Below are 21,076 nucleotides of genomic sequence, written 5' to 3' on the forward strand. Positions count from 1 at the left end.
GTCACTAAGTCTCCTGACTTTATTCTAATATTGTTGATTATACTTTGTAAATGCGTTAGGATTCAAAACGTCAACAACAGGATTAGTCGCTTTTTCTATTTGTATTAGTCCCTCTTCATTTACATAATTAGTAGCACTTGAATAAATGTAATGAGATGCTTTTTCGACAATTCTTGCTCTAACAGGATTAAATGAATATAATCTAACCCCCGCTTCGCAAAGTCTCCTGACTTTGCGAAATTCTAAAAATGTTCTTATGAAATAAAACGTCACTAAGTCTCCTGACTTTATTCTAATATTGTTGATTATACTTTGTAAATGCGTTAGGATTCAAAACGTCAACAATAGGGTTAGTCGCTTTTTCTATTACTCCCTCATCATTTACATAATTAGTAGCACTTGAATAAATGTAATGAGATGCTTTTTCCACAATTCTTGCTCTAACAGGGTTAAGATGGATATAATCTAACTTTGACCACATAAATGGATTTGAATATATTTCTTCAGCGTGATTGCCATATTGCCAAAACTGGTAATTTTTATTGCGAGTATGTTTTTCGGCTGCTAGTTTAAATCGTTCTAACATCCATTCCCTACGACTTTCTGGTTCTGTTTGAATTTTATCTAAAATTGATTTGGCAATAAATTTTTTAAAATCTCGTATCAAGTCAGATAAATGACCGTTTTCTGACTGTACAATGAGATGAATATGATTGCTCATAATTACATAACCATATAAAATCATTCCTTTATTTTTTATACAAAAATCTAGACATTCAATAACATAATTTTTGTATGTTGGTCTAGTAAATACATCTATCCAGTCCACTACGGTCGCTGTTATGAAATGTGGTAATGTCTGGTCTCTAATCACGTAACCTTCTTTCATTTGTGAAATTTTTAATAAAATTACATTAAAAATGGATTGTCTTGACTTTTAATAAGAACGTTTTTATGTAAAAGTCAGGAGACTTTTAAGACGATTTCGTATACAATAAGATTCTAAAATTGCGCAAAGTCAGAGACTTTGCGCAGCAGCTACACTTTGCGGAGCGGGGGCGGAGAGTTAATCAATTGTTCCACACTTAAAAGTGTAAGGTTCTATTTTTAACTTTTTAAACATCATTTCAAAGTCCTCTATTTTACTATTATATAATGTTTTTCCATATTTAAGATAAATTGTTGCTTTTAGGTCGCCTTTGATTATAAATTTCTTTTTGTATGTTTTGCATCTTCGTCCATAAAATTTCATATAAATTCTATTGTCGACAATTTTTTCAGGATCAATATAATAAATGTCAATCCCATCAAAATCAGTGCAACATTTTGCTTCAATTCTTTTATTACCCGAATATATTTCAGTAAATGTTCCAATTAAAGTGTCTTTAGTCTTTTTCTCAATAGTTAATAATTCAACTCTAAAATTCTTTTTTATGTTTTTAGTTTGCCCAATTATAGATAGGCTCAAGAGTAAGAATAATATGTAAATAACATTTTTCATTCCAAGGGTTTTCACAACATTATTAGTTTATATTTTCATAATTATAAAACAAAATTTTTCTTCAAGATCTAGATTTCCTGAACCTGTCGCAGCTTGTTTTTGTGTAAAAGTCAGGAGACTTTTAAGACGATTTCGTTTATAATAAAACAGTAAAATTGCGCAAAGTCAGAGACATTTGCGCAGCAGCTACACTTTGCGGAGCGGGGTCGTTGTTATTATTTAGTTGCCTCAATTTCATAAAATATGGGCATATGGTCACTTAGTTTTAGCCATTTGTCAGCTTGTCCGATTTCAATTTTTTTTGTCCGTTCAGTAAATTTTTCAGGTCCAAAAATGTAGTCAATATGATAAGGTCTTGCAATGTTTTTTCGAAAATACAACGTTGGTATAGATTCTTTTCCGTGTTCTTCTCCATTGAATTTATGATAAATACTTTCAATACCATATTCTTTTAATTCACTTACAACATCAGAGTGATTCCACCATCTATCCCATTCGTCCCAAATGGCATTGCTGTTAAAATCTCCTGCTATCAAAGTTCCGTTTAGCTTGTCTTTGTTTATTTGTAAATATTTCCATAGTTGACCTATGTAACCAAAATTTGGTGAGTTATTTCTATGTGTCCAAACAGCAAGAAGGTCAAAGTCGTTATTTACTTTACAAGGCAAAAAATGTTTTACAGAGTGATTCTTAAAATTATTTGTCCAATCTAATTTTTCAAGAATGATTTCGGGTTTTGCAAAAACTCCAAGTCCTTTGTTTTTCGTGTCACCAATCCAAAGATGATTTTCTGCCCAATTCTGATATTCAGTATGTTTAGATTCTGTTGGATTTTCACATTCTTGAATTATATGAATGTCTGCTTGATAGTCCAATAGACTGTCAAATTTCTTTCTAAATGCACCGTTACAATTCCAAGTGATTATTTTCAATTCCGTGTCGTTTTTTTCACAGCCTGACGTTATGCCACTTTGAGATGGCTGGAAGTTCGTAACCGCTCATTTTTCGGCTTAACGGAAACTTGATGCGAGACGATAATTCCACTAAATTCCAGCTAGCTCAAAGTGGTTAGCGATAGTATTTTATTATTTTTTTCAATTTGTACAGAATTCAGTGCTTTCAATTCCACTATTTTGTCTAATTATTTTCAGGAGTTTTTCCAAATCACTTATTTCAATATTATTTATTTCAAATATTTTGTTGCGTCCTGATTTCTGAATTATTATTAAATTATTTTTGTCTAATTCTAATTTTTGTACATCATCAAATTTAATCGATTTCGCAATTATTCTATTTATTTTTAGATTCATCCCGATTTTATTCCATTCAACATAATTTTTATACCAAAACATTTTACTGTAGTATATCCCTTGGGAAAGAAAACCAATTGAAGCTAAAATTTTATTAGGTTTTTTATATTCAAAGTCAATAATTTCAAAACTACCGATAAGAATAAAAACCAACGAGATTACCAACAAAAGTGATGTCCAGTTTTTAAATGTTAATTGATTGAAGTGTATTTTTTTCATTTAATATTATTGCCAACTTGGATGTATGAGTGACAAAGTTGCACAAAGCCACCCTAATTTGGGTAGATATGTCTGGCTAGAGTTAGACTTTATCTATTATCAAATATATAACTTAATCAGTGGGAAAATACATCTTGTAAATAAGTTATACTCAAAGATATATTCTTTTACAGCAGTATTATTACGGGAAACCACAATCAAGTTCATTTTAGCACATAACATTTAGCCCTGACAGTAGTGAAAAGCCTATGCTGGTTGAAAACTACTTTTTTCTTGTGGCGGCAGAGCGACCAAAGGAAGCTCCTACCAGCGCTTAGAAAAAGGGTTTGAAGCCAAATAGCTTGTAACGAATGGCGGGAATAGCTCATAAAATAGCTCATAAAATAGCTCATAAAAGAGATCCTTAAAGAGATCCTTAAAGAGATCCTGAAATAAATTCAGGATAAATTCAGGATAAAAAAAATCCCCAACTACTTTCGTAATTGAGGAATTTAATTTTATAATGAAATAGTGTTATTATCCGTTTACAACAACCCATTGGCCAGTAGCAATTAAGCTTTCGGCTTTTTTGTATTTCATTTCTTGTGTTTGACCGTTAGCAACATTTTGAATGGTAATGGTGTCATTACGATTAATTTTTGGCATATCTCTCACGATAGTTTCCGTAACTTGACGTTGTTGCGTTTCACCAGCTTCACGATTTGCACTTTCACTATTTGGAATTTCGTCTTTGCTTAATTGCAAATTTTCTTTTGGACGAACTTCTTCTCTAGCTTCTTGAATTTCGGGAGCACTTTGCTGTGGTAAATCTCCTTTGAATAAGAAAGAAATCACTTCTTTATTTACACCATTCAACATCGCGTTGAATAAGTTAAATGCTTCAAATTTATAGATAAGTAAAGGATCTTTTTGTTCGTGAACGGCAAGTTGAACTGATTGTTTCAATTCATCCATTTTACGTAAGTGCTTTTTCCAGGCTTCATCAACAATTGATAAAGTGATGTTTTTCTCAAAATCAGCAATAAGTTGTTTTCCTTCAGTCTCGTATGCTTTTTTCAAGTCAGTAACTACGCTCAATGATTTTACACCATCAGTAAATGGAACTACAATACGTTCAAACTGGTTGTTTTTATCTTCGTATACATTCTTGATAATAGGAAATGCTTCTCTTGCGCTACGTTCTGTTTTCTCTTGATAGTATTTTAAAGCTTCTTTATATACTTTTCCTGTCAATTCAATTTCAGTCATTTTCATGAAATCAGCCTCACTAACTGGAGATGTGATGGAGAAGTAACGAATCAAATCAAATTCAAAGTTTTTGAAGTTATTAGTTGCTTTTGCGTTTTGAATAATTAACTCACATGTATCGTATAACATGTTAGCAATATCTAGTTTTAAACGCTCTCCAAATAAAGCATGACGACGACGTTTGTAAACTACTTCACGTTGTGCGTTCATAACATCATCGTATTCCAATAGACGTTTACGAACACCAAAATTATTTTCTTCTACTTTTTTCTGTGCGCGCTCAATAGATTTAGTCATCATAGAATGCTGAATTACTTCACCTTCTTCAAGTCCCATTCTGTCCATTACTTTGGCTACTTTTTCAGAACCGAACAAACGCATTAAGTTATCTTCAAGAGAAACATAAAATTGAGAACTTCCTGGATCACCTTGACGACCAGCACGACCTCTCAACTGTCTGTCAACACGACGTGAATCGTGACGCTCTGTACCCACAATTGCAAGTCCGCCAGCTGCTTTTACTTCGGGAGTTAATTTGATATCGGTTCCACGACCAGCCATATTAGTTGCAATGGTTACCACTCCGGCTTTTCCTGCTTCTTCTACGATTTGCGCTTCTTGTTTGTGCATTTTTGCATTCAAGACATTGTGTGTAACACCTCTCATTTTAAGCATACGGCTTAATAATTCAGAGATCTCAACAGAAGTAGTACCAATAAGAACTGGTCTTCCTGCATTTGATAATTGTGTTACATCTTCAATAACAGCATTGAATTTTTCACGAGTCGTTTTATAAATAAAATCCTCTTTGTCTTGTCTTGCCATTGGTCTGTTAGTAGGAATTTCTACTACATCCAATTTGTATATTGTCCATAACTCACCTGCTTCAGTAACAGCAGTACCCGTCATACCAGCAAGTTTGTTGTACATTCTAAAGTAATTCTGTAAAGTAACGGTAGCAAAAGTTTGAGTTGCAGCCTCGATTTTTACATTTTCTTTAGCTTCAATCGCTTGGTGTAATCCATCAGAATAACGACGACCATCCATGATACGACCTGTTTGCTCATCAACAATCATGATTTTATTGTCCATGATTACATACTCTACATCTTTTTCAAAAAGGCTGTAGGCTTTTAAAAGTTGAGTCAAAGTGTGAATACGTTCACTTTTTATACCGAAATCTTGGAATAATTTTTCTTTTTCCTCTGCTTCAGCATCCTTGTCTAATTTTTTCTTTTCGATAGCAGCAATTTCAGTTCCGATATCTGGAAGAACGAAAAAGTCAGAATCCGTATCTCCTGAAAGGAATTTAATTCCGTTATCAGTTAATTCTACTTGGTTGTTTTTTTCTTCAATTACAAAATACAAGGCTTCATCAATCTTGTGCATTTCGCGATTGTTGTCTTGCATGTAAGTGTTCTCTGTTTTTTGAAGCAATTGTCTGATTCCTTCTTCACTTAAAAACTTAATTAAAGCTTTGTTTCTAGGTATACTTCTGTATGCTCTTAAAAGTAAGAACCCACCTTCTTTAGTTTTTCCTTCTTTAAGTAATTTTTTAGCCTCAGATAAAAAACCATTCGCTAATTGACGTTGTAAACTAACTAAGTTTTCAATTTTTGGTTTCAATTCATTGAATTCATGACGATCTCCTTGTGGTACTGGACCAGATATAATAAGCGGAGTTCTTGCATCATCAATCAATACAGAATCGACCTCATCGACAATAGCATAATTGTGTTTTCTTTGTACTAAATCATCTGGCGAATGTGTCATGTTATCTCTAAGATAATCAAAACCAAATTCGTTATTTGTACCGTATGTAATATCAGAATTGTATGCTTTTTTTCTTCCTTCAGAACTTGGTTGGTGATTGTCAATACAATCCACAGTCATACCGTGAAATTCGAATAAAGGTGCTTTCCACGTGCTATCACGTTTAGCTAAGTAATCATTCACCGTTACTAAATGCACTCCGTTTCCAGTTAATGCATTCAAGTATATTGGTAAAGTTGCTACTAATGTTTTTCCTTCACCCGTTTGCATCTCTGCTACTTTTCCTTCGTGAAGAACCATACCACCAATTAACTGAACATCATAATGAATCATATCCCAGGTAATTTCTTTCCCAGCAGCATTCCATTTGTTTTGCCAAACTGATTTGTCACCCTCAAGGCTAACGTAAGCTTTAGTTGCAGAAAACTCTCTGTCCATAGCAGTTGCTGTTACAGTAATCTCTGAATTGTCTTTGAAACGTCTTGCTGTTTCCTTTACTACTGCAAAGGCTTCAGGAAGGATTTCCATTAAAGTTTTTTCAGATAATTCGTAAGCTTCTTTTTCTAAAGCATCGATTTCAAGATAGATATCTTCTCTTTTATCAATATCTTCAACCGCTTCAACATCAGATTTAAGCGCTGCTATTTTAGCATCGATTCCTGCACGGTTTAGTTTTATTTTTTCCTTAAAAAAGTAAGTACGCTCTCTTAACTCGTCATGTGAAAGAGCGATAAGGCTAATTTCAAAAGACTTGATTTTGTCAAGGTAAGGTTGCAAAGCCTTAACATCTTTCTCGGACTTGTCTCCAACAAAGGCTTTAATAATGCTATTTATGAAACTCATAATATATTTGTATTTCTAATTTATTTAAAATGTAAACTTAACCAAAAAAAAAGCCTCTTTTGAGACTTTTTCTTTGATTATTTTTTAATATTCATCCTCATTCCAAAGATAGTCTTCGTCTGTAGGGTAATCCGGCCAAATTTCTTCCATCGACTCATATATCTCACCTTCGTCTTCAATTGACTGTAGGTTTTCTACCACTTCTAACGGAGCTCCTGCACGTATAGCGTAGTCAATAAGTTCGTCTTTGTTAGCAGGCCACGGTGCATCACTTAAATAAGATGCTAATTCTAATGTCCAATACATTTTTTGTCGGTTTAGTTTTGTGCAAAAATAAAAATTTTACCGAAAAAGGCAAGTAAAAATCTATTTATTTTATAAAAAAATTTAAGAACGTTTTATTTTTAGTGTTCAGTAATCGTTTTTTAGTCTTCAGTTTGTCACTGATTACTATTTTTTTGCTAACTGATTACTTGCGCGGAATCCATTTAACTTCCTCAGCTTGCAAGTCATGAGACAATTTTCGTGCCAATACAAAAAGATAGTCAGAAAGGCGGTTCAGGTACTTAATTGCGATTTCAGCTACCGGCTCATTATGGCTTAAATGAACGGCAAGTCGCTCTGCGCGACGGCAGACGCATCTTGCTATGTGACAATATGACACAGTAGTATGTCCGCCGGGCAATACAAAATGAGTCATTTGCGGAAGTGCCTCTTCCATTGAGTCAATTTCATTTTCTAATAATTCGATATCAGTTTCAGCAATACCAAGATTTTTAAGGCGTAACTCGCCATTTTTCATCACTTCCTTTTCTGGAGGAGTGGCTAGAATAGCACCTACGGTAAAAAGGCGATCTTGAATTTCGATTAGTATCTTTTTATAGTGTGCATCCATATCTTGATCGCGAATTAATCCAATATGTGAATTTAATTCGTCTACAGTTCCATAACTTTCAATTCTAATATGGTCTTTTGGAACTCTCGTTCCGCCAAATAAGGAAGTGGTTCCTTTATCACCAGTTTTAGTATATACTTTCATTTGTTGTTTATTTGTTTATTCGTGGATTTTCTTGTTTTCCAAGGAACACCAAATTTACTTTATTAATTCCACTATGGCGTTAACAAATCGTTCTAAGGAACCTTCACTAAGGTTAAAATATAAATCAGGTTCAATGCATTCTACCTCCATGAGATGTAGTTCATTGTCAATTACAATTCCGTCGACTCTGGCGTATAATAATTTTCCTTTAAACGTGTCTACAATTTTTTGAGCTTTGGCGATCAATTCGGCATCAGGATATCTTAGTCTATATATTCCTCCAAACTGTACTTGAATTCTAAAATCACCGGGTACGGGTTTTTTATTGACTGCGTGCGAGAATTTTTTATTAAAGAATACAAAAGAAGTTTCGCCTACGGTTTGAATCTCAGGCATAAATTCCTGTAACAGTAATTCTTTCTCAGCAGCTATGATTTTATATTGAGTGTTTATTTTATCAACTTCGGCTGTTTCAAAGACTTCAGTGAGATAGGATCCAGCAGAAAAGGCTGGTTTTAGTACCGCTTTTTTCCAGTGGGATGGTATCAATTCTTTTAGATTGAGGGTATTGGTTTTGTCTATAAATACCGTAGGAAGTATTTTGACTCCCTGTTGTTCCATTTCACGCAAATAAAACTTGTGTTTGTTCTGTTTTATAATTGCAATAGGATTGAGTGTTTGAATTCCTAATTGTTCTATTTGGTCAAGCCAAAGGTTGAACTCGGTTTCTTTTTCGAAATAATCCCAGGTATTTCTAAAAACTAGATAATCAAAATCAGTCCAATTTATATTTGCATCATCCCAAATTTCAGCGGTTGCAGTAATAGCGTGCTTAGCCAATTCTGGAATTAAAAGTTGGTCTTGTGGCGTTAATTCAGGCAGTTTTTTGCAGGTTAGTAAGGCAATTTTCATTTTCGAATAGTGTAATGGGTTAGTGGATGCTATTTTGGAAATGATTCTCCTAGCCCGGATAGAAGTGAAAATCCTTTTTTATCCTGAATGCAGTTCAGGATAAAAAAGATTGTAATGGATAGCCGGAAAAAGCTCCTGAAAAAAAAAACTATTTTGTGATATCGCTTTCCACCATACCGTCGCGTAAACGAATTATTCTATGGGCGTAAGCGGCAACTTCCTCTTCGTGAGTTACTAAAATAACGGTATTGCCCTGTTCATGAATGTCATTAAAAAGCTTCATAATCTCTTCAGAGGTTTTACTGTCTAGATTTCCTGTAGGTTCATCTGCGAGAATGATAGAGGGCTTGTTGACTAAGGCTCTGGCAATGGCTACACGCTGGCGTTGTCCACCTGATAATTGATTGGGTTGGTGATCCATTCTGTCCCCTAGGTTGACTTGCTCTAACACTTCGGCGGCGCGAGCAGTTCGTTCTGATTTAGAATATCCAGCATAAATCATAGGCAAAGCGACATTAGCCAGCGCAGTGGTGCGAGGCAATAGATTAAAAGTCTGAAAAACAAAACCAATCTCTTTATTTCTAATTTCGGCTAATTCATCATCTTTCAGCTTGCTTACATCTTTACCATTTAAAATATAAGTACCAGATGTGGGTGTGTCTAGACAACCTAAAAGATTCATCAAGGTGGACTTTCCAGAACCAGAAGGTCCCATCAGTGCTACATATTCGCCTTTATTAATTTTTAAATCAATACCTTTTAGGACATAAATAATCTCGTTACCAAGGACAAAATCTCTTTTGATATTGGTTATTTTTATTAATGGATCTGACATTGTTATTTGCAATTGATGATTTATGTTTTTTGAATTTTAAAAGTACAAAACACTTTTGAATTAAAGGTAAGTTGCCTAAAATACATTTTTGTTACAAAAAAAATAATATATAGCAATCTTTATCTTTAAAGGGAACCACTCCTTATAGGTAAGGTAATTTTAACTAGTCCTAATTGTTCTTTAAATAGGCACTAGATACTACCTTACTATTTGCTCCATATAATAGTAGCTGTTTGATTGAAGGATAGTTTAGAATTTACAGGCTGATATACTGCTTATTTGGTCTCAATCTCTTGTTGGTTTTGATTTATTTCATAATTGTGTAAATAGTTTATATAATTAACATGTTTATATTGAATGCAATACAATCCGCAGTACATTCGCTTCATAATATTTAACAAATATAAAATCAAACATTATGAAAAGTACAAATTTAGTATTAGGTATGGCGGTTATAGCCTTAGGATTTACATCTTGTAAAGATGAGAAAACAGAAGCAGCGAATAAAACAGTAGAGTCTTATGTTGTTTATGTTGACTCATTAGAAAATGTAGCTTCAATGGATGCTAAAGCAAACTGGTCTTCAATAGAGGCTACGTATGAAGTAAGAAGCAGTCAAGCTGAAACGGCACTTTCAGATTTAAAAGAAAATGAAGAAGCTAAAGCAAAAATAGAAGCAAGTAAAGCAAAATATGCTGCATTACAAGCTAGAATGCAAGCAGAAATGGCAGCATCAGCTCCAAGTTCTAAACAACAAATGAGAAATTCATTGTTTGGTGAAGGAAAAATTGGTGAGGATATGAATTTTGGTTGGGTAAACGCTGCTAACATTCATAGTGTATACCAACAATTTGTTCATACAGTTGAAGATAATAAAGACAAGTATTCTCGTGAAGACTGGGATGAAATCAAATTGATGTATGAAGCATTAGATAGTAGAAAAAATACTGTTGAAAAAGAAGGACTTTCTTCTGAAGATAACAGAAAAATTGCAGGATTAAAATTGAAATTTGCACCAATGTACACATTGAACAGAATGGGAGCAAAAACAGAAGAAATGGAAAAAGCTAAACAATAAGGTTTTACTTATTCAAGTTAGAAAAGACAGTCAGAGATGGCTGTCTTTTTTTTTGTTTACTAAACTCTGATGATGAAATGTTCTTTTGGCTGTTCGTATCTAAAGAAAACAAATCCCCATTGAAAAGTATCAATAGTTACCGTAACCTTTGGGTGTTTTTTTATCGTTTCCCAAGCATCCTCCATTTGTCGAGACCAGTGAATATCATCAAAAATCCACACCGTGTCATTTGTTATTGTGGGCAATAGTTGCTCAAAGTAATCTAGGGTAGCTTTTTTTTGATGGTTTCCGTCGAAGTAGATTAAGGAAATTTTTTGCGTTGCAGTATTCAGTGATTGATTCCATTTTTTGAAATAATTATTGAATTCAGTTATTACAAATTCGACATTGGTTAAGCCAAATTTTTCTAATTGCTCTTGGGCAATTTTTGATGTTTCTGGACAGCCTTCAAGCGTTGTTATTTTTGTTTTCGTTTCGCTGTTTTGAGATCCTAAGGCTAGGGCAGAAGTAGCCAGTCCTAAAGACGTACCGATTTCTAAAATAGTGTCAGGCTGGAAATAAGTTATAATTCGCAATAATAGTTCTCCTCGTTTCTGTGTGATTCCTGCTGTTTTAGCAATTCTAGCGATTTCTCTGGTGTTTGATTTAAAGACTTTAGAACCTGCGCCAAAATCAGTTACATCTATGGTGTTTTTATTTTCTAAAAGTGCCTTCCTATATTCTTTTAAAACTTGGTACTCCGGTTTTGGCTTGTGGTCATAAAAACATTTAGTAATCAAAGTGAATACAAAAGGAGAGTGCACGGCATGCTCGTTTTTAGAGTGCCAAAGGAATTTTAGGTAAGATTTGATTTGGAATAGCATAGCGTTTATTACACAAATTGTCACAAAGGAAGCGCGAAGATACAAAGGCATTTTATAATTGCGGAATTTTATATTGCAATTGGTTAGCGATTGTTATTACTAAGTTCATAAATGCTATTAGCAGCATTGTCCTCCTCTTTTCTGTGTTCCATAAAATGAAAGCCACTTTTTTCTAATAATTTTTTAGAATGCTCATTTTTGTTGTGCGTAAAAGCTTCTATCTTATCAAGGTTTAACTCATTGAATCCAAAATCAATAACGCATTTTAGTGCTTCACTCATAATTCCTTTATTTTGGAAATCAGGAATTAGATTATAGCCCACTTCGGCTATTGTGTTGTTTTCTGAGAAATTCCACAAACAGATTGTTCCAATAATTTGGGGATCATTTTTATAACTGATTCCCCAAGAAACCGACTTAGTATTGTGAAGGTTTTCGTTTATTCCTGCGATAAATTGAAGCGCTTGTTCGATAGTTTTCGTTTTTCTATTTTCTGGTCTTTCGATGAATTGATTAATCGTTTCGTCAGAGCGTAAGTATAAGATAACTGCCGCATCTGATTCCTCAATCTCTCTTAGTAAAAGGCGTTCTGATTTTATTTCTGGAAATGGGTTGAAGTTCATTTTGATTTAGTTTTGTAATGAACGAATATAATTAAAATTTGGTTATACAGAACCCTATTTTATTTATCTACAGACTTGCTTTTTTGACGAAGGTAAAAGGACGTCGAAGTATTGAGAGGGATTTTTTAAATCGTACGTTACGATTTTTACACCATGGTATTCCCGCGATACTGTGTTTAGGAAGTACAAATGTTCGAAAAAAAAAGCGGTTTGAGTTAATACCCACACCGCTTTTTATTATGATAAATTTGCTATTACTAATCAATTAAAGTAACCAAATCTTCCTTGCTTTTTCTCACTTTAGTAAGATTAACTAACCAGTCATTTTCAGTATCTCTATAGCCCACAGGAAGCATAACGCAACTTCTAAGTCCTTTAGCTCTTAAGCCTAATATTTCATCTAATGCATCAGCATCAAAACCTTCTAATGGCGTACTGTCAACTCCTTCAAAAGCGGCAGCAGCAATAGCTTGAGAAAATGCAATGTAAGCTTGTTTAGCAGCATGGTTAAAGTTTTCTTCAGCATCCTTTTGCGGATAACTGTTTAATAACATCTGGCGGTAATTTTCCCATCCTTCGTTTTTCATGTCACGAACTGAGTTTGTCAAATCAAACATTTTGTTAATGCGTTCTGCTGTATAGGTATCCCAAGCTGCAAATACAAATAAGTGGGAACAATCAGTGATTACAGATTGATTCCAAGCGATAGGTCTAATTTTTTCTTTTACTTCTTGATTTGTAATTACTATTACTTCAAACGGTTGTAAACCACTTGAGGTAGGAGCAAGCGATATTGCTTCAATTATGTTATCAATTTTTTCTTGTGGTACTTTTTTACCATTCATCGCTTTAGCAGCGTATCTCCACTCTAATTTGTCTAATAATTCCATAGTGTCTGTTTTTATTTTATTGTTTTATTCTAAATTTTTGTTGTCTTCTGTGAGTACTTTAATCCATTTATTCAGCATCTCTTTTAACTGAATCACATCGTCAACGTTGACGTTCTCCGTAAGTAATACTTTGATGAGTTTGTCAGGAATGGGCTTTGCTTGGTCTTTTAAGTTTTTCCCTTTTTCTGTAAGCGTTACAATAACACTTCTTTCATCTGTTTCAGAGCGATTGCGTTGTAGCAGTTCCATTTTTTCCATGCGTTTTAGCAATGGCGAAAGAGTGTTGGTATTCAGGAGCAGCTTTTCTGTAATCTGATTTACAGAAAGTGTATCGTTTTCCCAGAGTACCATTAATACCAAATACTGCGGATAGGTAATCCCCATTTCGTCTAAGTAAGGTTTATAGGCCTTAGTGATCAAACGGGAAGCGGAGTAGAGCGGGAAACAGACTTGACTGCTTAATTTTAATTGAGCATCATCCATATTAGTCGGCTGTTTTACTATTTCTCCAAGCTTGATACGAACCTGCTGACCATAAAGCCCAGGCAATCAGTACGGGTTGGAAAAACAGACGTATTAAACGTGCGTTATCTGAATCTAAAGCTCCAAAGGCATCTTTGTGGTCGAGGTATTGCGCAATATTACCAGGAAACACTAAAACGAAAAAGAGCGCTAGTACCCAACCAAATGTTGCTCGTTCTTTTTTCCAAAAAGCCAAACCGAGACCCAATGCCATTTCTACTACACCTGATAGTACCACCACCAAGTCTTTGCTTAGCGGCAGCCAGTCTGGTACTTGTGCTTGAAAGTCGACTCTATTAAAAGTAAGATGACTGAATCCAGCATAGACCATAAAAAAGGCTAGTAGTATTCTAAAAATATTTTGCGTTAACGTAGTTTCTATAGTTTTACTCATTGTTTTTATTTTTATCGCAGGCGTTTGTGTCGCGTGCGATGCAAATGTAGTTAATTGTTTTGTGCTTGCGATTTATTTGCGGGTAAACTTATTATTTTGACGAAGGAGGTTTTTTATTTAGAGGTCCTCCTCCGTATTGATAAAGATTATAAATCTGTTCTAGCTTAGTTGGTAATATTTAGGATCATTTGCGTTCCTTAATTTTTAAAAAGATTAAATTTTAGTTTAAGAATGGAGTAGGTGTTTATTGGTCAGTTTTTAGATTACAAAACCACGCTTAAGTTAAGCCTAAACCCGCCATATAGGCAAACGGCGGCTGTAGCCAATTTTTTTTTAAGTTTCATGTTGTCCAACTTTAGTTACTTTACCCTTTTCAAAATAGATGTCCAAAACATCTGGGTCAATATTGAATAATCCAGGCACAAACCCTAAATCATACGCAATATGGCTTTCATCGTAAAAATAAAAATCATCACCTAAAAGTTCGATTACTTCTTCCTTTGTTTTTCCAATCAATATTTCGCCTTTAATGATGTCATTTGACATTTTGTATCTCTCTTCCTTATTTTTATTCCATTCTTGCTTGTTAAAGTCGGTCTTGGGATAATAAGAAATTGAAAAAATCCAAATCATTATAATTCCAATATATAATAGAGGACTTAATATAACTGTAGGAATGATGGCTAAATATTTTCTATTATTCTCATTTCCTAGTTTCAATCGCATTAAAAACCAATTAGTTATAAAATAAATTGGAAATGCCAGTATCAATATTATTATGGGGACTTCAGGGCTCATATTAACCTAAAATTTTATCGATTGATTGCTTGTCAAGCCGAATAGTTTCTAAAATAAATCGTGCGAATTCTTTGTCTTTCCTTTTTGCTTTATCAAACGTTTCCATTAATCCAGACACATATAATCTTTCGTTGACGGTCATTCCTCCGAGTCCATCTACCTTTTTTACTTTTTCTAAAATCTCCTCTTTTGTCATTTCTATTTATTTACAGGGTTTTTCCTGAAATTGGCTAAAACGTTCTGATAATAGAGCGGGTTTAGGACTAAATTAAGCCCAATTTTCGGATTTGCCCAATCATCCCAAATGCAAACCATCTTTCCATTAAACCTATTGCTCAAATCCGTTGTAATAGCTGGTTTATGCTGTGTTTTTATGGAGCTATTTCTAAAAGTTTTTTTCTGTAATCTGTAACTATTTTTTTGATTTCAAATAGATTCCATTCAAAATTAAGAAGTTCTAAACCTTCAAAAATTGGAGAATTATCCACGACGTTCTCACTATTAATATCTAAATTAAATGATTTTAATATTTCAGCTGTTCCATTATGAAATTTTGCATCTTTATGCTTGTAGTAATTAGCAAGTCCAATTATTAATTCAATCTGATTTCTCTCAAAATCTTTATACTTATTATCTTTTTTATAATATTGTACTTTATTTTCAGGCTTGTCAAATAAATCGTTGATACTACCATTTATATAATTTTGAAAAGCAATAAAAGCGAGTCCATAAATTGGTTCGCTTTCTTCTCTCATCCAAATTCCATCATACCAATCAAATTCTTTATTTTTCTTAACTATTGTTTGAATTGAATTTTCAAGTCCAGTTATTATTAAAGTCAAACTTTCAACTCTATAATCCATTTCTCGCCAATGTGTCATTTCAATTTTTTTAGTGATTCAATTTTCGTAGTTAACTTTGATTTAAAATTGTATGATATTTATTATTCCACTGTATCATTGTATCCAACTACTACATACCATCAAATATATACAACTTTTTTTATTTTAAGGTTTGTAATCATTTTCTTTAGTATTTAATTTTACTTTTTACTTCATGAAGTGGGATTGCTTCCCCAGTTTACTTCACTCAAAAGCATAAAAAAACCCGAGATGCAAAAGCAGCTCGGGTTCTGAATTTTATATAAAAAGTAGAATTAGTCTTTCAATCCTAATTTAGTTAAAATAGTCTCTAATAAACACCATTTAGTAAAACCAGATTGAATTAAATTAACGCCTATAAAAGCGGTAAACCACAACCAATTTATATTTACATAGATTGCCAATAACAAACTGATTAGGATAAAAGAGCCTACTGTAATTCTAAAAACTTTATTTTTCATTTTTTATAATTTTTATTAATTGTGTTTTTCAATATTTAATACTGCCACATGAATGTTTGATAAACTTTCTTGCTGCGTATTGAATTCGTTTACTTTTTCGATAAGTGTATCTACATTTTTATTGTCTATAAAGGCGTAATACAGTATGGATTCGTTTTGGCTCATTTCACTTCCAAACCAATTCCCTTCCATTGACACTTCAGAAATATCCTTAAATCCTGTTACATCTTTGTAGCTAAAGTTTTTCACCTCTGCTTGTTTTAGCATTTTTTTGATGTCTTGGTCAAATGCCGCTATGGCTGTTATGATAAGTAGTTTCATTTGTTTTTTTTTGTTTAAGGTTTGAAGTTTAAGGTTTTAGTGCTGTAACTTTAAACCTTAAACTTTGAACAATTTTTATTTTTCCCATTTCTTTCTCTCCGTCACATAATAGATCAACGGCACTACAATTAATGTTAGAATAGTAGAAACGATAGCTCCAAATACTAATGAAATCGCCAATCCTTGAAACAGTGGATCAAATAAGATAATGGAAGCTCCTATTACAACTGCTCCGGTTGTCAATAGAATAGGAGAGGTTCTTACTGCTCCAGCCTCAATAATCGCTTGTTTTAACGGTACGCCATCATCCAGTCGGATTTCGATAAAGTCAATCAGTAGAACTGAGTTTCTTACCATAACTCCTGCCAAGGCAATCATACCAATGAAAGAAGTTGCTGTAAAATAAGCACCTAACAACCAGTGTCCAAACACAATCCCGATTAACGAAAGCGGAATAGCAAGCATCATCACGATGGGTGTTTTAAAGTTTTGGAACCAGCCTACAATTAACATATAGATGATCACTATGGCTACCCCAAAGGCAATACCTAAATCACGGAAGACATCCAAGGTAATCTGCCATTCACCATCCCATTTTACGGTAAAATCACTTTCATCTGTTGGTTGGTCCATGTATAATTCATTGAGTTTATAGCCTTTTGGGATATTTATTTTATCCAGTTTTTCAGTCATTCCTAAAATGGCGTACACAGGACTTTCCATTGCACCAGCCATATCAGCTGTTACATAAACCACGCGTTTTTGATCTTTTCTATAAATGGTTTTTTCTAAAGTATCTGTTTTTACTTTTACTAAATCACTTATCGGAATCATATTCCCTTGGCTTCCTTTTATTTTTAGATTCTGAATGTCTTGTAAGCTTGTTTTGTCTTTATCGTCAAGCGAAAGAACAATACCTACATTATCATTAGAATTCTCAGCATACAAATTAGAAATAGGATGTTCTTTCAATAAATAAGTCAAATTTCCCACTATTTGTTGTGGTGCAATCCCGTTAAGCATTGCTTTCTCTTTATCCACTTCTAGTTTGTATTCTGTTTGATTGTCCTCTACAGTCCAGTCAATATCTACGATACCATCCGTTTTGTGTAGAATGTCTTTTACTTGTTTGGCCACTTTAATCTGGCCCTTATAATTTGGTCCATAAACCTCAGCAACCAATGTTGATAGTACTGGAGGTCCAGGCGGAACTTCTACAATTTTTACATTCGCACCATATTTTTTAGCGATTTTCTGAATTTGAGGACGCACATTTTTAGCAATGTCGTGACTTTGTAATTTTCGATCTTCTTTGTGTAATAAATTCACTTGAATATCAGCCATATTACTTCCACCACGCAAATCATAATGACGAACTAATCCGTTAAAAGTGATTGGTGCCGATGTTCCAATGTAGTTTTGATAATCAACAACCTCTGGAATTGTGGTTAAATACTGCGCAATTTCTTTAGTAACTGCTGATGTTCTTTCCAGAGTCGCTCCTTCAGGCATATCAATTACTACTTGAAATTCATTTTTATTATCAAAAGGCAACATTTTTACTAAAACCGATTTGGTAAAAAACATACCAACAGAAACAAACAATAATAACACAGTCACTCCCACAAGTACTCTTCGCTTCATGCTACTTTCCAGTAAAGGACGCTCCAGCTTGCTGTATATTCTATAGATGAAACTAGTTTCTAGTCCTTCATTCTCTTTATGTTCTTGCGTATCTTTTTCTTGTAATAAATGGTACCCTAAATAAGGCGTAACAGTCAAGGCAACAAACAGTGATAGTATCATGGCAATCGAAGCACCAATAGGCATCGGACTCATATAAGGTCCCATCATTCCAGATACAAACGCCATAGGTAATATAGCGGCAATAACCGTAAATGTTGCTAAAATCGTTGGGTTTCCTACTTCATTTATCGCGTAAATAGCGGCTTGTTTAAATGGTAATCGCTTCATCTTGAAATGCCTGTGCATATTCTCGGCTATAATAATACTGTCATCGACGACAATTCCCACCACAAAAACTAAGGCGAAAAGCGTGATTCGGTTTAATGTATAATCCAGCATATAATAACTGAATAAGGTCAATGCAAAAGTCAATGGTACCGAGAAGAAAACAACTAGTCCACCTCTCCAACCCATGGCAAGCATCACTAAAAACGTTACCGCCAAAATAGCAATACCCAAGTGTAGTAATAATTCACCCACCTTATCTGATGCCGTTTCACCGTAATTTCTAGTTACTTCAACATGAACATCATTAGGTATGATAGTCGTTTTTAAATGTTCTACTTTGTCAATGATTTTTTCTGATATTTTCATCGCATCCGCACCTTTTACCTTACCTACAGATATCGTTACAGCAGGATATTCAGATTTTGCGTCTTTGTATTTTTCGTTTGATTTACTATACCCAAAGGATACATAACTTTTTGCGGTAGACGGACCGTCTTGAACTGTAGCCACTTGTTTTAAGTAAACAGGCATGTTTTTATTAATCCCTATAACCAGATTTTCTAAATCGTCAGCTGAGGTTAAGAACTTCCCTGTCGTAACTAAATATTCCTCATCGTTATTGACAAAACTCCCTGATTGAGAACTGCTGTTATTCGCTTGAATCATTTGCATAATACCCATAGGGTCGATGCCATTCTCTGCCATTTTATCTTTGTCCAAAATCACTTTTAGCACTCGGCTTCTTCCACCAATTTCTTTGGTAATCGCAACATCTTTTACTTTTTCTACTTCAGATGTTACTTCTTCGGCAATTTGGCGCAATTGAAAATCGTCCATTTTATCGCTCCAAAGCGTGATTCCAAGCATAGGCACGTCATCAATAGAACGTGTTTTTACCATTGGTTTGTACACTCCTTTTGGGAACATATCTTCGTGCTTTGCCAGTTCGTCGTATAATTTCACATACGAACGCTCCACATCCTGACCTACATAAAATTGAACGATAAGCATCGCCTGACCATTCATAGCCATTGTATGCACGTGCTCAACCCCTTTAATATTTGAGATGATTTTCTCTAAAGGTTTGGCCACACGGCTTTCTACCTCTGTAGGGCTCGCTCCTGGATAACCCACCATGACGTCAGCCATCGGAACATTAATTTGTGGCTCTTCTTCTCTCGGAATAAGAAAAGAACTATACACACCAATGATCATCAAACCGATCATCATCAAAATAGTTAGTTTTGAATTGATGAAAAAATTGGCAATTTTACCTGAAATTCCTTCTTGCATAATATTTTATTTATTTGGGCGTGACCACAAGGGTCGGGCTATTCGTTTCAATCTTTTTGTTAAAAAAAACAAAAAGGATTTCCACTGCTATCCCTCACGCAGTATTAAGGACTACTTTTTTATTCATTTTCAGTTTAGGTGTTCTGATTTTTGAACTTTAAACCTTAAACTTTAAACTTTTTTTACTTAACACTTACCTTCGCTCCGTTGAATAATTTTCCTTCGGCAGAGATAATATAGTTTTCATCAGCTGATAATCCAGACAATACTTCCACTTGGTCACCATAAGTTTTTCCAGTACGCAACCATCTTAAAAGGGCTACATTTTCATTTCCTATAGTGTATATTCCAGTAAGTTGACCTTGTCTTATCAAAGCACTTTCTGGAACTAAAATCACATCACTTTTGGAAATATTCGATTTGTTTTCAACAGGAAACTGTACATTAACAAACATTCCTGACAAGACTGAACTGTCCGTTTTATCTAAATTTATTTTCACCAGATATTGTCCACCCGTGTTTTTTGCAGATAAACTCACTTCGCTTACTTTACCCGTCAATTTTTCATTTGATGATTTTATTAAAACGGTTACTGGCATTCCTTTTTTTATACTAGTAATATCAGTTTCAGAAACCATGGCGCTTACCTCTAATTTAGATGCACCTTCAATACTTACTAATGGCATTCCAGGATTAGCCATATCACCTTCTTTTACGAAAGTATTAGTCACCACACCAGAAAACGGTGCTGTAATATTAGAATAATTGAACTGTGCCAAAACTTCATTACGCATTTGTTTAGCACCTTCAAGTCCCGCTTTGGCCATTTCATAACGAGCGGTCATATCATCTAATTCTTTTTGTGAAGCACTTTGTTGCTTGAATAAGGTCACAAAACGATCGTAATCTTTTTTGGCACTATTGTAACCTGCAGTTGCTTGAAGAATATTGGCATCTGCTTGCGCTTTTTTAGCCAGTAAATCAGAATTATTAATACTTACTAATGTTTGTCCTGCATTTACTTTTTGTCCTATCTGAACATATACTTTAGTTACATACCCCATCATTCTAGTACTCAAATCAGCACTATTTTCGGCTTCAATTTTCCCACTTGCACTTACAAATGGACTGTTGTCATTTTCAGAAACGCCACTTACTTTAACGGCAATTGCAGGAGATTCAGCTACCGCTTCTTTTTTCTCTCCATTACAGGATGTTAAAATAAAAAGGGAAATTGAAATTAGTGTTATTATTTTTTTCATGGTTTTTCGTTTGATTATTTTTGTCTTTATTCTTTA

At 34.0% G+C, this 21,076-nt stretch carries 22 protein-coding genes; 1 reads left to right on the plus strand and 21 read right to left on the minus strand.

The annotated features are described in order from the left end of the window. Positions 1-292: 292 nt before the first annotated feature. From QO200_RS02960 to QO200_RS03000, 9 genes are all read right to left on the minus strand, one after another. On the minus strand, positions 293-889 hold the full coding sequence (locus tag QO200_RS02960) for a transposase (protein ID WP_371536148.1): 597 nt from the start codon (positions 887-889) through the stop codon (positions 293-295). A gap of 177 nt (positions 890-1,066) precedes the next feature. Then, positions 1,067-1,501: a hypothetical protein gene (locus QO200_RS02965; protein WP_371536151.1), complete on the minus strand. Its 435-nt coding sequence runs from the start codon at positions 1,499-1,501 to the stop codon at positions 1,067-1,069. A gap of 215 nt (positions 1,502-1,716) precedes the next feature. Further along, positions 1,717-2,433 carry an endonuclease/exonuclease/phosphatase family protein gene (locus QO200_RS02970; protein ID WP_371536154.1) on the minus strand — a complete coding sequence of 239 codons (717 nt, stop codon included), beginning with the start codon at positions 2,431-2,433 and terminating at the stop codon, positions 1,717-1,719. A gap of 162 nt (positions 2,434-2,595) precedes the next feature. Then, on the minus strand, positions 2,596-3,030 hold the full coding sequence (locus tag QO200_RS02975) for a hypothetical protein (protein WP_371536157.1): 435 nt from the start codon (positions 3,028-3,030) through the stop codon (positions 2,596-2,598). Positions 3,031-3,546: 516 nt separating this feature from the next. After that, positions 3,547-6,894 carry a preprotein translocase subunit SecA gene (gene secA / locus QO200_RS02980; protein WP_371536159.1) on the minus strand — a complete coding sequence of 1,116 codons (3,348 nt, stop codon included), beginning with the start codon at positions 6,892-6,894 and terminating at the stop codon, positions 3,547-3,549. A gap of 84 nt (positions 6,895-6,978) precedes the next feature. Then, positions 6,979-7,200, minus strand: coding sequence for a DUF2795 domain-containing protein (locus tag QO200_RS02985; RefSeq protein ID WP_007138072.1), 222 nt, complete (start codon positions 7,198-7,200; stop codon positions 6,979-6,981). A gap of 163 nt (positions 7,201-7,363) precedes the next feature. After that, positions 7,364-7,933, minus strand: a complete 570-nt coding sequence (locus QO200_RS02990; protein WP_371536166.1) for a cob(I)yrinic acid a,c-diamide adenosyltransferase — start codon at positions 7,931-7,933, stop codon at positions 7,364-7,366. 54 nt (positions 7,934-7,987) lie between these two features. Further along, positions 7,988-8,845 (minus strand): RimK family alpha-L-glutamate ligase, encoded by an 858-nt coding sequence (locus tag QO200_RS02995; RefSeq protein ID WP_371536168.1) that lies wholly within the window; start codon positions 8,843-8,845, stop codon positions 7,988-7,990. 148 nt (positions 8,846-8,993) lie between these two features. Continuing rightward, entirely contained in the window at positions 8,994-9,680 is a 687-nt protein-coding gene (locus QO200_RS03000) for an ABC transporter ATP-binding protein (protein ID WP_371536171.1), read from the minus strand. Positions 9,681-10,098: 418 nt separating this feature from the next. On the opposite strand from QO200_RS03000, the gene QO200_RS03005 reads away from it, so the two are divergent. Continuing rightward, the gene (locus QO200_RS03005; protein WP_371536173.1) at positions 10,099-10,758 is read left to right on the plus strand and encodes a hypothetical protein; all 660 of its coding nucleotides are present in this window, start codon (positions 10,099-10,101) and stop codon (positions 10,756-10,758) included. Positions 10,759-10,817: 59 nt separating this feature from the next. Here QO200_RS03005 and QO200_RS03010 read toward each other — a convergent pair whose 3' ends face one another. The 12 genes from QO200_RS03010 to QO200_RS03065 form a co-directional block, all read right to left on the minus strand. After that, on the minus strand, positions 10,818-11,621 hold the full coding sequence (locus QO200_RS03010) for an O-methyltransferase (RefSeq protein WP_371536175.1): 804 nt from the start codon (positions 11,619-11,621) through the stop codon (positions 10,818-10,820). Positions 11,622-11,704: 83 nt separating this feature from the next. Further along, complete coding sequence (locus QO200_RS03015) at positions 11,705-12,244, minus strand: GNAT family N-acetyltransferase (protein ID WP_371536178.1); 540 nt, start codon at positions 12,242-12,244, stop codon at positions 11,705-11,707. A 257-nt stretch (positions 12,245-12,501) separates the two neighbouring features. After that, positions 12,502-13,134 (minus strand): nitroreductase family protein, encoded by a 633-nt coding sequence (locus QO200_RS03020; protein WP_371536180.1) that lies wholly within the window; start codon positions 13,132-13,134, stop codon positions 12,502-12,504. A gap of 24 nt (positions 13,135-13,158) precedes the next feature. Continuing rightward, positions 13,159-13,617: a MarR family winged helix-turn-helix transcriptional regulator gene (locus tag QO200_RS03025; RefSeq protein WP_371536184.1), complete on the minus strand. Its 459-nt coding sequence runs from the start codon at positions 13,615-13,617 to the stop codon at positions 13,159-13,161. Between the two features lies 1 nt (position 13,618). Further along, entirely contained in the window at positions 13,619-14,050 is a 432-nt protein-coding gene (locus tag QO200_RS03030) for a hypothetical protein (protein WP_371536186.1), read from the minus strand. Positions 14,051-14,383: 333 nt separating this feature from the next. Next, the gene (locus tag QO200_RS03035; protein WP_371536189.1) at positions 14,384-14,776 is read right to left on the minus strand and encodes a hypothetical protein; all 393 of its coding nucleotides are present in this window, start codon (positions 14,774-14,776) and stop codon (positions 14,384-14,386) included. Positions 14,777-14,849: 73 nt separating this feature from the next. Beyond that, a complete protein-coding gene (locus QO200_RS03040; protein WP_371536192.1) occupies positions 14,850-15,044 on the minus strand; it encodes a hypothetical protein in 195 nt (64 codons plus the stop codon). A gap of 175 nt (positions 15,045-15,219) precedes the next feature. Next, entirely contained in the window at positions 15,220-15,729 is a 510-nt protein-coding gene (locus tag QO200_RS03045; protein WP_371536195.1) for a hypothetical protein, read from the minus strand. Positions 15,730-16,004: 275 nt separating this feature from the next. Next, positions 16,005-16,190 (minus strand): DUF2892 domain-containing protein, encoded by a 186-nt coding sequence (locus QO200_RS03050; RefSeq protein WP_371536198.1) that lies wholly within the window; start codon positions 16,188-16,190, stop codon positions 16,005-16,007. Positions 16,191-16,205: 15 nt separating this feature from the next. Then, positions 16,206-16,511, minus strand: a complete 306-nt coding sequence (locus QO200_RS03055) for a hypothetical protein (RefSeq protein ID WP_371536201.1) — start codon at positions 16,509-16,511, stop codon at positions 16,206-16,208. Positions 16,512-16,586: 75 nt separating this feature from the next. After that, on the minus strand, positions 16,587-19,778 hold the full coding sequence (locus QO200_RS03060; RefSeq protein ID WP_371536203.1) for an efflux RND transporter permease subunit: 3,192 nt from the start codon (positions 19,776-19,778) through the stop codon (positions 16,587-16,589). A 182-nt stretch (positions 19,779-19,960) separates the two neighbouring features. Next, positions 19,961-21,040, minus strand: coding sequence for an efflux RND transporter periplasmic adaptor subunit (locus QO200_RS03065; RefSeq protein WP_371536205.1), 1,080 nt, complete (start codon positions 21,038-21,040; stop codon positions 19,961-19,963). Positions 21,041-21,076: the final 36 nt, after the last annotated feature.

Source organism: Flavobacterium sp. Arc3, from assembly GCF_041431375.1.
Lineage (GTDB): Bacteria > Bacteroidota > Bacteroidia > Flavobacteriales > Flavobacteriaceae > Flavobacterium.